Annotated in this window: 8 protein-coding genes; 4 read left to right on the forward strand and 4 right to left on the reverse strand. The window is 58.0% G+C overall.

Translation table 11 applies throughout. The annotated features are described in order from the left end of the window. Window positions 1-50 precede the first annotated feature (50 nt). From IPI58_01700 to IPI58_01710, 3 genes are all read right to left on the reverse strand, one after another. Window positions 51-3,482 carry an acyl-[ACP]--phospholipid O-acyltransferase gene (locus tag IPI58_01700; protein ID QQR69996.1) on the reverse strand — a complete coding sequence of 1,144 codons (3,432 nt, stop codon included), beginning with the start codon at window positions 3,480-3,482 and terminating at the stop codon, window positions 51-53. Between the two features lie 92 nt (window positions 3,483-3,574). Continuing rightward, window positions 3,575-4,207 (reverse strand): endonuclease III, encoded by a 633-nt coding sequence (gene nth / locus IPI58_01705; GenBank protein ID QQR69420.1) that lies wholly within the window; start codon window positions 4,205-4,207, stop codon window positions 3,575-3,577. 28 nt (window positions 4,208-4,235) lie between these two features. Beyond that, a complete protein-coding gene (locus IPI58_01710) occupies window positions 4,236-5,021 on the reverse strand; it encodes a hypothetical protein (GenBank protein QQR69421.1) in 786 nt (261 codons plus the stop codon). Between the two features lie 744 nt (window positions 5,022-5,765). Here IPI58_01710 and recN point away from each other — a divergent pair. Both recN and ligA read left to right on the forward strand, forming a co-directional pair. After that, entirely contained in the window at window positions 5,766-7,457 is a 1,692-nt protein-coding gene (gene recN / locus IPI58_01715; GenBank protein ID QQR69422.1) for a DNA repair protein RecN, read from the forward strand. A 17-nt stretch (window positions 7,458-7,474) separates the two neighbouring features. Further along, window positions 7,475-9,574 carry an NAD-dependent DNA ligase LigA gene (ligA, locus tag IPI58_01720; GenBank protein QQR69997.1) on the forward strand — a complete coding sequence of 700 codons (2,100 nt, stop codon included), beginning with the start codon at window positions 7,475-7,477 and terminating at the stop codon, window positions 9,572-9,574. Window positions 9,575-9,637: 63 nt separating this feature from the next. Here ligA and pyk read toward each other — a convergent pair whose 3' ends face one another. Beyond that, entirely contained in the window at window positions 9,638-11,080 is a 1,443-nt protein-coding gene (gene pyk, locus IPI58_01725; protein QQR69423.1) for a pyruvate kinase, read from the reverse strand. 287 nt (window positions 11,081-11,367) lie between these two features. Between pyk and IPI58_01730 the strand changes: the two genes are divergently transcribed. Continuing rightward, entirely contained in the window at window positions 11,368-11,829 is a 462-nt protein-coding gene (locus tag IPI58_01730; GenBank protein QQR69424.1) for a GatB/YqeY domain-containing protein, read from the forward strand. Between the two features lie 13 nt (window positions 11,830-11,842). After that, a complete protein-coding gene (locus IPI58_01735) occupies window positions 11,843-13,591 on the forward strand; it encodes a DNA primase (protein ID QQR69425.1) in 1,749 nt (582 codons plus the stop codon). The last annotated feature ends 22 nt before the right edge of the window (window positions 13,592-13,613 follow it).

The following is a 13,613-nucleotide window of genomic DNA, read 5'->3' on the forward strand; positions in this document are numbered from 1 at the left end:
GGAAAAGGGTTGCGTATGTTTGTACGCCGCGCCACCCGTTTTGTCACGAATTACGAGTCCTGCTTGCCTTCCTCTTCGGTTCGGGAGGCAAATTCCGTCAACGTCACATAATCCATCTTCCCGCTGGGCAAAACGGGCAGGCTGGGTAACACCACCACACGGCGCGGCAAGGCCAATTCGCTTAAGCCCAAAGACGGCGCAGCTTGTTGCAATTCCTGGCGGGTGGCTCCGATACGGTCCGTATATAATACCAGATGTTCGCCCTTGCGCGGGTCAGGCAGATTGACCACGGCATGTTTGGATACCGGCCACAGATGCCCGGCGGCTTCCTCGACCGCCGCCAGGGACACCATCTCGCCGCCGATTTTGGCAAAGCGTTTGACACGGCCCAGAATGGTCACGAATCCCGACTCGTCCACGGTCACGATATCGCCCGTGTCGTACCAACCATCGGCCAAAGGTTGCAAAACACCGGGGGCTTCCGCGCGCAAATAGCCCAGCATCACATTCGGTCCGCGCACGAATAACCTTCCACCCTCGGCGATCCATGGCACGGTTTCCAAACGCCATTCCACGCCCGGCAAGAAGCGTCCCACCCCCAAAGAGCGATTGAACAAACATGTGTTCAAGGACAAGACAGGAGCGGTTTCCGTCGCGCCATAGCCTTCGAATATGCGCACGCCGAATTTATCCGACCATTGCCGGCGGGTTTCCTCACGCAGACGCTCCGCCCCGGCGAAGACATAGCGCAGGCTGTAGAAATCATAAGGATGCGCCATGCGCGCGTAACCGGACAGAAACGTGTCAGTGCCAAACAGGATGGTGGCGTTGCTGTCATAGCTTAGCTTGGGAACGATGCGGTAATGCAAAGGCGACGGATACAAGAAGGTGCGCGTCCCCGCCAGTAAAGGCAGCAACAATCCCACCGTCAAGCCGAAGGCGTGAAAGATCGGCAAGGCGTTGAAAACGATATCGCCGGGATGAAAATCGATGCAGGCGGCAAGCTGATACCGATTGCTCAGCAGATTGCCGTGACTGAGAGCCACGCCCTTGGGCGAGCCTTCCGACCCGGAGGTGAACATCACCACCGCCGCATCATTCTCGCGCAGTCCATAGCCTCGATGCCAGCGCCGCGCAAAAAAGCGCAAAGCCCATGCCGTCAATCGTTGCCCCAGATCGATTTGCGAGACGAGATCCTCGATATAAATCAGGCGGCATTGTGCCGAGAGAGCCTCGACACTTTTGTCCAGACGCGCGGCCTCGATAAAACGGCGCGATGTCAGCACCAGGCGAACGCCCGCCGTGCGGCAACAGGCAACCTGTATCTTGGCCGCCGCCCCGACATTCAGCATGGCCGGAACCCGCCCAATAGCCTGAAGGGCCGTCACGGTGACCGCCGTGCCCACGGCATTGGGCAACAACACGCCGACCACTTCGCCGCGCAGGCTTTCATGCTGCAATCTTCGCCCTAGGGCCATCGCGCCGAGCAACAGGCGGTCATAGCTCATCGGGCGACGCTGCGGGTCTTCCAGAATGATATGTCCGCCGCCATGCATGGCGCGGGCGTCCAAGATAGCCTCGAACAACGAGGGCGGATGCGGCCGCGTCTGTACCATCAATTGGCACATCAGGTCGTAAAGCTGACAAGCGGCCTTTTGCCGCCGCACGGAAGACTTGCCACCTTCGGGAACGGCAAGACGTACGGGCGCGCCGATGGTGATGCGAATGCGCGGAAAGCGACGCAGACGCATCTTGCGTCCCAGCATCGAGAACGTAGAGTACTGCGCCCCCTCGATGCGCACCGGCACAATCGGCGCATTCGCCTTATCCGCGATCATGGCCGGGCCTTCATTCACCTTCATCAATGTGCCGGTGGTGGTGATGCGTCCTTCGGGAAAGATCACCAAATGCGCGCCTTCGGCCACCAGATGGATCAAGGATTTGGCGGATAGAGGATGCATAGGATCAATGGGAACCAAGCGCACCAAGGGCGTGATGAACTTCATGCACCACCAATTGGCCACGTTGCTGTGGATGGCGAAACAAGGCCGACCCGGCAGAAACACCGCCAACAGCACGCCGTCCAACCACGATACATGATTGGACACGATCACCGCTTTGTCCCCCGCCGCCACTATATTCTCCGCGCCGACGACACGCACGTCATAGGCAGCGCGCAACAGGGCGCGCAAAGCCGACTTCACGATCCCTTGAGGCACCAGCACGCATACCGCCACGCTGACGAACAAGCTGAGAAAGGCGACCAAGGCGAACAGGCTTTTGATGCTTCCACCCATGGAAGTCACGGCAATCGCCAACAGCGAAGATAGCGTCATTAAAGCCGCGCTGATGATATTATCAGCCGAGATGATGCGTGAAATACGATCCGGCGGCGAGCGATGCTGAATAAGGGCGTAAAGCGGCACGGAATAGAGTCCGCCGCAGGCTGCGATCAGTGTCAGATCGGCCATGATGCGCCACCCCGCCATCTGGGTAACAAAAGCCGAGAGCGTCAGCAGTTCCTGTCCCTGCTCGCGCACGAAAACCGCGCCGCTGGCAAGGCTTAGGTCAAACGAGAAAACGGTCATGCCCAGTGCCGCGAAAGGCACCAGATGCGCCTCGATCCTGCCCTTCAAAATACGGTTGCACAGCAACGAGCCGGTAGCCACGCCGCAAGAAAACAGAACCAGGAACAACGTCACCAATTCCTGCCCGCCGCCCAGGCTGTGTTTGACGTAACTGGGGAACTGCCCCAGATAGAGCGATCCGACGAACCAGAACCATCCGATCCCCAAAACCGCCGGAAAGATCGTGGGCATGGCCGCCGCTTGGCGCACGGTATCGACGGTCGAGGCAAAGACGTTGCGCCGCAACGGCAAATCGGGTGCCAGACTGGGCGCATGCGGGATATGCAAACTGACCCACCAGGCCAGGATGCTCAGTCCCAACATCGTCGCGGCCACGGCCCATGCGCCGCCCTCATGCGCCGCCATCACACCGCCCGCGATGGTGCCCAATAGGATGGATAGGAAACTACCTGCGTCGATCAGTCCATTGCCCGCCAGCAATTCGCGCTGTTCTAGATGCTGGGGCAGCAGACCATATTTCAGCGGTCCAAAAAACGACGACTGCGTCCCTGTCAGGAACAAGGTGAACAACATCCCCGGCACGCTTCCCGCGACCATGGCCACACCGCCCAGCGCCATAATGCCGATCTCGGCCAGCTTCAAACGCTGTATCAACATCGGCTTTTGGTATTTGTCCGCCATCTGCCCGGCCAGGGCCGAAAAGAAGAAATACGGCAACATGAACAAGGCCGTGGCCAAAGGCACCAGAATCCCCGCCTGACTGCCTCCGTCTTCTTGCAGCAGACGGAACGTCACCAGAATGGCAAAGGCGTTGCGAAAGACATTGTCGTTGAAGGCACCCAAGGACTGCACCACCATCAACGGCAAGAAACGACGACTACGCAGCAAATCCATCAAGCCTACGGAACCTGTTATCATAGAGCCCTCATCATTCTTCGTGCGGATTAGGGGCTATTGGATAGGCTCAATCCTTAAGGCGACCTTAATTAAACCGCCTTCTGCGACCAATTGCACAGATCATGCACCGGACACGCCATGCATTTGGGCGCGCGCGCCGTGCAGGTATAGCGTCCATGCAAGATCAACCAATGATGCGCGCCCACCAACCAACGCGCGGGGATCACGCGCATCAATTCGTCTTCCACCGCGCGCGGCGTTTCGCCTTTGGCAAGTCCTGTCCGATTGGCCACGCGAAAGACATGCGTATCCACAGCGATCAAAGGCGCATGATCCAAGGTGTTCAAAATAACATTGGCGGTTTTACGGCCCACCCCGGGCAAAGCCTCAAGCGCTTCGCGGTCATGGGGCACCTGACCTTGATGCTGCGCTTGCAAAATATGCGATAGCCCGATGATATAACGCGCTTTTGAACGAAAAAGGCCGATGGTCTTTATCAGGTCGCATAAATTTTCTTCGCCCAGTTCCAGCATCTTCTCTGGCGAGTCGGCCAGTTTGAACAGCCCCGCCGTAGCCTTGTTCACACCGGCATCCGTCGCCTGCGCTGATAACACCACCGCCACCAGCAAGGTGAACGGGTTCGTATAGACCAACTCGGTCGTGGGATCGGGGCGCTCTTGCTTGAGGCGCGCAAAGAACTGGTCAATCTGGCGTGGGGTCATGGGGAAGGATGTCCGGCGAGGTGACCAACTAACAGACTGGGCCTTCCTGATGCGATGTGGGCCCTAGCCTCTTGGCTGGACGATGACATGTCCTGATATCGGATCGCATATCACGCCATTCTTGTAAATTCGAATCAACTCTGCGTTTAATGTTTGTGGCCGATTCTTGTTCTTTCGATAGCAGTAGTTTCGGCAGCCTTTCCATGACGATTCCCTGCACAAGCTCAAAATCTATAGGCCGACCTATCCGTTTCTGAAACTCAGCTGCAATGTGTGGTGAGATATTTGGCTTGGACAATAGAGGCGTAAAAAAAAGATTTTCTGGGATATCTGTCTCTTTTACCGAGGCAATATCAATAATGCCGATCTTCCCGTTTGGTGCGTCCGTATAGTTGCCATTGCAAATGTCAGTATGAATTGATCCATGTATTTCAAACAGAAGCGCCGAGAATTCTCCCAATGCTCTGCCAATTCTCTCAATTTCTCGGGGATCGGTCACATCCCATCCATGGCCTTTCCCTAGACGCTGCATTTCTATGTAGTCTGGAGAAGCGCCCCATGAAATAGGGATCGGTGTTACAAAATATTCTCCATCAAGTGATTGCAGCCTTTGCAGTGTCTTAAATTCTTCCGCTACGGATAGGCCATGTGGCGTATGCCCCGGCTTAATAATTTTGATGATGTGTTCTGGTTGGGCTTCCGGGATTATAACAACGCTACTCGGCCCAACACGCACGATCCGTCCGTCTTGGAACATATCTCTGTGTTCTGCATCCAGTGTCAGAAACTGCGCGTATAGATGCTCAACATTCATTCAACACCTCGAAACAAAATGCCTCATCGCCTTGGATCTTAGCAAAAAAATTAATGCGGATCGTTATAAAAAAAACTTTCACAGCGCCGCTGTAGTACGAGCTTTGCATGACTCGTAAAGGCTTGGCTGAGTGGGCAACGATAACGTAATGGCATGGTCTGGTAGCCTTAGCTACAAATTAGATGCACGCCCCCCCCCTCTTCCTACCCCCGCCACCTGCTTTCCTTAAATCAGAAGGGGAAGGCACCGCCTTGATGTCCAGGCTATAGGGCCTCAACATCGCGTCAGCCACCTTCCCCTTCATCACGGCCTTGGCCCTATAATTCAAACGACTTCTTCAATATACCGCCACCAATAAGCTAAACCAGTTGTTATACACCGCCACATTATTCTATGGATTTATAAAAAGCCAAGACCACACCAAAATATATGTAGTATTGAAATTGGTATTTATAAAATGATTACTTTGTATATACTTGTATTTTAATGAATTATTAACAATTTGTATGAGATAAAATTATTATATTTGGACTTACTCATCAATAACTATTTTTGTGTGGAATCGATAGAATAAATATATTTTGTCGTACATTTCGATGACAAAAAGCATATGCGAACCTTTTCATATGGAAGAATGCGCCTCGCGTCAGGACCAGCCGCCGCCGATGACCTCCTGATGGAATCCTCGCGCCGCTGTAGTATAAGCTTTCCATGCTTCATAAAGGCTTGGCTGAGGGGGCAACGATGACGGAATGGCAGGGCTTGGTGGCCTTGAGCATACAAAATGTCGTGTTGATCGACCGGCTCGATATGGAGCTGCAGCCGGGGCTGTGCGCCTTGACCGGAGAGACCGGCGCGGGCAAATCGGTGTTGCTGGATTCTCTGGGGCTGGCACTGGGCGCGCGTGCCGAGGCCGCCCTGGTGCGCGAAGGTACCGAACAAGCCATGGTGACGGCCCAGTTCGATCTGCCGTCCGAACATCCCGCTCTTGAACGCGCCCAGGATCAAGGCTTGTCCATTGAAGGCACATTGATTTTACGGCGCACCATTTCGATCGATGGGCGCAGCCGCGCCTTTATCAATGATCAACCGGTCAGTCTGGCCCTACTCAAAGACATCGGCGCTTTACTGGTCGAGGTCCATGGACAATTCGCCGCTCAAGGCTTGTTGGATCCGTCCACGCATGGGCGTTTGCTGGATGCGTTCGGCGGCCTGCAAGACCAAGCCGCCAAGGTTCGCGCCGCTTGGTCCGCCTGGCGCGAGGGCGACAAAGCCCGCGAAGCATTGGCCCAGGCCCTGGCCCAGGCGCGACAAGAGGAAGGCTGGCTACGCGCTTCCTTAAACGAACTGGACGAGATTAATCCCCAGGCGGACGAGGCTCAAAGCCTGTCGGAGCGACGCAACTTATTACAAAGCAGTGGCCGCATCCTGGAGGCCGTGGCGACGGCACGCGACATGCTGGAAGGCTCGCAAGGCGCGGAACGTCAATTGGTCGCCGCGCAACGGGCATTGGCGCGCGCGGCGGAAAAGGCCCCCGCCGTCCTGGCCCCCGCATTGGCCGCATTGGATAGGGCGATGATCGAAACGCGCGAAACCCTGGACGCGCTGGACGCCTTGGACCGCACGGACGAGTTTGATCCCTTGGGGTTAGAGCGCATCGAAGAGCGTTTATTCACCTTACGCGCCCTAGCTCGCAAACATGGGGTGGAGGTGGAAGGCTTGGCGGGTCTGCGCCGCCAATTCGCCCAAAGGCTCGGCCTGATCGAAAACGACGACGACACTTTGTCCGGCGTGGCCGCCAAGGTTCAGCTCTTACGCACAGAATACGTCAAGGCGGCTGAGCGTTTATCGGCGTCCCGAGCCAAGGCGGCGGCGGAATTGGAAAAGGCCGTGTCCAAGGAACTGACGCCGCTTAAGCTGGGCAAAGCACGATTCGGCGTCAATCTGGTGACGCTGGACGAGGCCGAGATGGGGCCAGGCGGAGCCGAGCGGGTCCAATTTATCGCCGCCACCAATCCGGGCGTCGCCCCTGCCCCTCTGAACAAAATCGCATCGGGCGGCGAATTGGCGCGTTTCATGCTGGCGTTGCGGGCTGTTTTATCGGCGGCGGGCGGCGTGCCGGTATTGGTGTTTGACGAGATTGATGTGGGCGTCAGCGGCGCGGTGGCCGATGCCGTCGGGGAACGTCTGGCCCTGCTGGCGACGCGCGTTCAGGTGCTGGCCGTGACGCATAGTCCCCAAGTCGCCGCGCGCGCGCGCGACCATCTGCGCGTGGACAAGGTTATGCAAAAGGGCCGCGCCCTCACCCGCATCACCCGCCTTGACGACGACTCGCGTCGCGAAGAGATCGCGCGTCTGCTGTCCGGCGCGGAAGTGACCGATGCCGCCCGCGCCGCCGCCGATAGCCTGCTTTCCGCCGCCGTCGAGGCCGCGTAATGGCCGGTACGCGCGGGATGGATGTGTCAGAACTTTCCCCCGACCAGGCCCGCGCCGAGATGGCGCGTCTGGCCAAGGAAATATTCCACCACGATATATTATATTATCAGCATGACTCGCCTCTGATTTCCGATGCCGATTATGACGCGCTGCGCGCGCGGTATCGCGCATTGGAAACACGCTTTCCCGATCAAGCCCCGACGCTAAGTCCTGAAAAGCGCGTGGGTGTGGGCGTGGATGCCGCCAAAGGTTTTGGCAAAGTGCCGCATCTGGTGCCCATGCTGTCGCTGGACAACGCCTTTGACGAAAGCGACGTGCGCGATTTCGCCGCGCGTCTCCGCCGCGCCTTGGGGCTGGGGCCGGATGCAAGCTTGCGCTATATGGCCGAACCCAAGATCGACGGTCTGGCGATCACCTTGCGTTACCAGCATGGCCGATTGATCCAAGGCGCGACGCGCGGCGACGGCCAAGAGGGCGAAGACGTCACCGCCAATTTGCGAACCGTTGTCGATATTCCGCATAACCTAACGCCGCCCTTTCCCGATATCCTGGATGTGCGGGGCGAGGTGTATATCCGCCGCGACGATTTTGCCGCCTTCAACGAGCGTCAGATGGCCGAGGGCAAGCCGCTCTTTGCCAATCCTCGCAACGCCGCCGCCGGCAGTTTGCGGCAATTGGATTCTGCCGTCACCGCGCAACGTCCCTTGCGCTTTCTGGCCTATGCGCTGGGCGACGTGTCGCAGCCTCTTGCCGCCCGACAAAGCGACCTACGCCTTCGCCTGAAAGAGATGGGCTTTACGTTGAACGAGCCTTCGCGCCTGTGCGAAGGCGAAGATGATCTATTGGCCTATCAGCAGGAGATGGAGCGTCTGCGCCCTGCCCTGCCCTTTGACATCGACGGCGTGGTGTACAAGCTGGACGATCTGGCGGGGCAGGAAAAGGCAGGCAGCGTCAGCCGCGCGCCGCGCTGGGCCATCGCGCATAAATTCGCCGCGCAAAAGGCTTTGACCCGCCTGCGTCAGGTGACCTTCCAGGTGGGGCGCACGGGCGTTGTGACCCCCGTGGCCGAGCTGGAACCTGTAACCGTCGGCGGCGTGGTGGTGTCGCGCGCCACCTTGCATAACCGCGACGAGATGGCGCGTCTGGACATTCACGAAGGCGATATGCTGCGCCTGCAACGCGCGGGCGATGTGATCCCTCAAATCCTAGAGGCCCTGCCCGATCAACGCATCCCCGGCGCGCAGCCCGTTATCTTTGCCGCGCATTGCCCGGAATGCGGCGCGACGTTGGCTCGATTGGATGGCGAAGTGGCCACACGCTGCCCGGATCGCCTGGGCTGTCCGGCGCAATTGCTGGAAGGTCTGCGGCATTTCGTCAGCCGCGACGCCCTCGATATCGAAGGCCTGGGCGAGCGCAGCTTGCGCGAGTTTTACGACAAAGGCTGGCTGGCCAGCGCGGCCGATATTTTCCGCCTGGAATCGCGCAATCAAAATGCCGATCCGCCTTTGGCCAAATGGGACGGCTGGGGCGAGAAATCGGCGGCCAATCTGTTCGCCGCGATAGCGGCACGGCTTACGGTGCCTTTGGCGCGTTTCCTGTTCGCCTTGGGACTGCCGCAGATAGGCGAAGTGACGGCGCGATTATTGGCGCGGCATTTCATCAGCTGGGCGCGTCTGCGCCAAAGCATCGAACGGACCGATGATTCGCCCGACTCGCCGTCGCGCCTGGAACTGCTGCGCATCGAAGGCATCGGGCCGATCATGGCCGAAGCCATCATCGGCTTCTTCCGTGAAACGCATAATCGGGCCGTCCTGGACGATTTGGAAAGCGTGATGACGATTGAGGACGAGGTGCCTGTGCAAGCTCCGGCATCTTCGCCTCTTTCGGGAAAGCGTCTGGTCTTTACCGGCGAAATGACCGCCATGACCCGCCCCGAGGCAAAAGCCGCTGCCGAAGCCTTGGGCGCGAAGGTCAGCGATTCCGTCTCGGCCAAAACCGACATGCTGATCGCAGGCGAGTCCGCCGGCAGCAAACTGACCAAGGCGCAAGCCCTGGGCGTGAAGGTGCTGAACGAAGAAGAATGGCTGGCGGTGCTAAGCATTGCGCAAACAGCATAAGGGGGAATAGGCACTGCCCATTCCCCCTCTATCATCCAGCTCGATCAGGATGACGCTGATCGCTTAAGCGACCTTCACGATGCGCAAGGAGTTGGTGGAGCCGGTGACGCCAAAGGGAGCGCCAGCCGTAATGACCAGGGTTTGCCCCGGCTCGGCCAGCTGTTCCTGCTTGGCGATCTGGCAAGCACGATCCGCCATATCTTGGAAGTCCTTGATGTCCTCGGCCACCACGGCATGAACGCCATAGCACAAAGACATACGGCGCGCGGTTTCCAAACTGGGCGTGACGCACAGGATCGGAGTCATCGGGCGAACCCGCGCGGCGCGCAAGGCAGTTGATCCAGAAACAGTGAAGGTGACAATCGCCGCCGCTTCCAAGGTGTCCGCCACATGACGCGCCGCCGCCGTGATGGCATCGGCGGAGTTCTTCTCGGAAATGCGAATCTGCGAGCCGAGGCGGTCCTTGTAATACTCGTCATCCTCGACCGTCTCGATCACGCGATCCATGATGGTCACGGCCTCGACCGGAAAACTGCCGCTGGCCGTCTCGGCCGACAGCATCACAGCATCCGCTCCGTCATAGACGGCATTGGCCACGTCCGAAACTTCGGCGCGCGTGGGGGCCGGAGCCTGGATCATGGATTCCAGCATCTGCGTGGCCACGATCACAGGCTTACCCGCCTTGCGCGAGCAGGCCACGATCTTCTTTTGCAGCACCGGCACTTCGTCCAAAGGCATTTCCACGCCCAAATCGCCGCGCGCCACCATGATGCAGTCGGACAACTGCACCAGTTCTTCCAAGCACGAGATGGCCGATGGCTTTTCGATCTTGGCCACCAAAGCCGCGCGATTGCCGATCAGGCTGCGTGCCTCTTGCAAATCTTCTGGGCGTTGCACGAAGGATAGGGCGATAAAATCCACCCCCATGGCCAAGGCCACATCCAAATCCGCGCGATCCTTGGGGGTCAGAGCGGAGATAGGCAGCACGGCGTGCGGCACGTTCACACCCTTGCGATCCGACAGGCGCGTCCCATGGATAACCTTGGTCTCAGCCCAATGCATCTTATTGTCGCAGCGCGTGATGCTCAGGCGCACCTTGCCATCGTCCAACAGCAATTCTTGTCCAGGGGCCAGCACCTCGAAGATTTCGGGATGCGGCATGCAGACGCGCTTGTCATCGCCCGGGGCGGGATCTGTGTCCAAACGGAAAGTCTGGCCAGCCGCAATATCGATCGCGCCTTCTGCAAACTTGCCCAAACGCAATTTGGGGCCTTGCAGATCTGCCAAGACGCCGATGGGGCGTCCCATTTCTTTTTCGATCTTGCGGATGGTCTCGTACCGACCACGATGATCGTCATGCGTGCCATGGCTGAAGTTCAAGCGGATCACATCCACACCCGCCTGTATCAGGCTGTAGATGCGTTCATGCGAACTGCTGGCAGGACCAATCGTTGCCAATATTTTGGTCTTGCGGTTGCGGTGGCGCGGCTGAGTCGGGAAAGCCATTGTGATTCTTCCTTGAGGTTTACGTTTTGGGAATACCCGGGCGGGACCTTAGCTTTCCGGAATGCATCTGAAAAGGTGCTTCTGAGGGGGCCCCCAGAAAATAAGCCACGGATTGTTACCGATGTCACATAAGCACCAGGCGAGTACGGATCAAACCGAGCGGACGAAAAAGAAAGCGCATAGCTAACCCAATAAAATATATAGATAACATGACCAGGCGCGCCGGTGGCAGAGTGCGACGCAGTAAGATATGATGCGTCTTTAAGCTTGAAAGGAACGACACGACCATGCTGCGCGAGCAAATGAACGAAGCTCTCAAGGACGCCATGCGTTCGGGCCAAACGCGCAAGGTGGCGACGGTGAGGCTGATGATCGCCAAGCTGCGCGACAAAGACATTGAATCGCGTCCCAAAGGCATCGACCAGATTCCCGATGGAGAGATTCTGTCCATGCTGCAAGGCATGATCAAACAGCGCCGCGATTCGATCGAGATGTACCGGCAAGGCAAGCGCGACGACCTGGTCGAGCAGGAATTACAGGAAATCACAGTGATTGAGGCCTTCCTACCCCAGGCTCTGGACGAGGCCGCCTCGCGCGCCGCGATTGCGCAGATCATTGGTCAGACCGGGGCCATGGGCGTCAAAGACATGGGTAAGGTGATGGCCGCCATCAAGACCGACTATGCCGGACAGATGGACATGACCAAGGCATCGGGCTGGGTTAAGGAAGCCTTGGCTTCTTGCTCTTAGCCTAAACGCCGACATGCCCTTTCCTTCTGGATTCATCGACGAAATACGAACGCGCCTGCGCATATCCGAGGTGGTGGCTCCGCGCGTCAAGCTTACCCGCGCCGGGCGGGAATGGAAGGCATGCTGTCCTTTTCATTCCGAAAAGTCTCCCAGCTTTACTGTGAACGATGATAAGGGATTTTATCACTGCTTCGGCTGCGGCGCACATGGCGATGTGGTCGGCTTTGTCATGCATTTCGATCATCTGGCTTTCCCTGAAGCGGTAGAACAACTGGCAACCCAGGCGGGACTGAAAGTCCCCGCCTCTAACCCTGAAGACCGCGAACGCTATGACCATGAAAAGCGTTTGTATGACGTGATGGACATGGCGGCCCAATGGTTCCGTCAATGCCTGGATCAACCGGTCGGTGATGCCGCTCGGCAATATCTGGAACATCGCGGACTGACGCGCGAAGCTATGGAGCGTTGGCGCTTGGGGTATGCTCCCAATGATGGACGCGTCTTGCTTAAGCATATGCGAAGCAAGGGTGCCAGCGATGCCGAGCTATTGGAATTGGGCCTGGCGCGACGGCGCGAAGAAAGCGGCGAGCTATTCAGCTTCTTCCGCGACCGCGTGATCTTTCCCGTCGATGATCGGCGTGGCCGTGTGATCGCCTTTGGCGCACGACTGATGGAAGGCGACGGCCCGAAATACATCAACTCGCCCGATAGCCCCATCTTTCATAAAGGCGAAGGCCTGTTTGGCTTGGCACGCTCCCGCGTGGCCAGCGGCGCGGGGCAGTCTATGATCGTTGTCGAAGGCTATATGGATGTCATCACCTTGGCCGAGGCGGGATTCATCGGAGCCGTGGCTCCCTTAGGCACCGCGCTGACGGAATCGCAGATCACGTTGTTGTGGCGGCTCTGCAGTCCCGACGCTCTCACTGTCCCCGGTCCCTATCTGTGTTTCGACGGCGATGCGGCGGGCGAGCGCGCCGCCATGCGCGCGTTGGATCGCTTGTTACCTCAACTGCAACCGGATCGCAGCGCCCTCATCACTTTTTTGCCCCAAGGCGAAGATCCCGACAGCCTCATTCGCCGCCGTGGCCCCGATGCTTTGCGCGCGCAACTGAGCCAATCTCTGCCGATTTCCGAAGTGCTGTGGCGCACCACCGTTCAGCGGAGATCCCTCACCACTCCCGAAGCGCGGGCCGGATTGCGTACTGAGCTGATGAAGCGAATCGCCGCCATCCGTGACAACGAAGTGCGCGAATCGTATCGAGCCGAAATGACGGTCCGGATCAATCACCTGCTTTTACCGGCACGACGCAAGAAAGATTCCAGACATACGGCCCACTCTGTCGGGCATACCATGACGGAGGCTCATCAACGCCCCCTCCCATCTAATCCGCAATCGCAACGAGCTAAGCAGATGTTGGCGATTATGTTGTTCCATCCTTATATCTTTACCGAAATTGATGAGGATTTTGCGATGCTTTCCATGCCCGAGCCGCGTCTGGATGCCCTTCATACCGAGATGATCAACTGGTTGAGTGAGGCCACGGCGCAAGAAAATGCGCATGAAACCCTTGACGCGGAGGCATTTGCCAGCCATCTCATGCAGCGTGGCCATGCGGAAGCTCTGGCAGAGCTGGAAAGCTCGCTGCGCGCGCATGGTTGGGGGGCACTGCAACGCAAATCTTTGGACGAAGCCAAGGATTTGTGGGTCAGTACGTTTGAGCACTACCAAGGCCATACGGCGCGCAAAATGGGCGCTGTATAGCTAGGTTCATCTGTTTTTTATG

This window comes from Alphaproteobacteria bacterium, assembly GCA_016699305.1.
Classification (GTDB): Bacteria; Pseudomonadota; Alphaproteobacteria.

Coding starts and splice junctions, on each gene's coding strand:
- IPI58_01700 (QQR69996.1), bottom strand. CDS start 3,482: ATGGATTTGCTGCGTAGTCGTCGTTTCTTGCCGTTGATGGTGGTGCAG.
- nth (QQR69420.1), bottom strand. CDS start 4,207: ATGACCCCACGCCAGATTGACCAGTTCTTTGCGCGCCTCAAGCAAGAG.
- IPI58_01710 (QQR69421.1), bottom strand. CDS start 5,021: ATGAATGTTGAGCATCTATACGCGCAGTTTCTGACACTGGATGCAGAA.
- recN (QQR69422.1), top strand. CDS start 5,766: ATGACGGAATGGCAGGGCTTGGTGGCCTTGAGCATACAAAATGTCGTG.
- ligA (QQR69997.1), top strand. CDS start 7,475: ATGGATGTGTCAGAACTTTCCCCCGACCAGGCCCGCGCCGAGATGGCG.
- pyk (QQR69423.1), bottom strand. CDS start 11,080: ATGGCTTTCCCGACTCAGCCGCGCCACCGCAACCGCAAGACCAAAATA.
- IPI58_01730 (QQR69424.1), top strand. CDS start 11,368: ATGCTGCGCGAGCAAATGAACGAAGCTCTCAAGGACGCCATGCGTTCG.
- IPI58_01735 (QQR69425.1), top strand. CDS start 11,843: ATGCCCTTTCCTTCTGGATTCATCGACGAAATACGAACGCGCCTGCGC.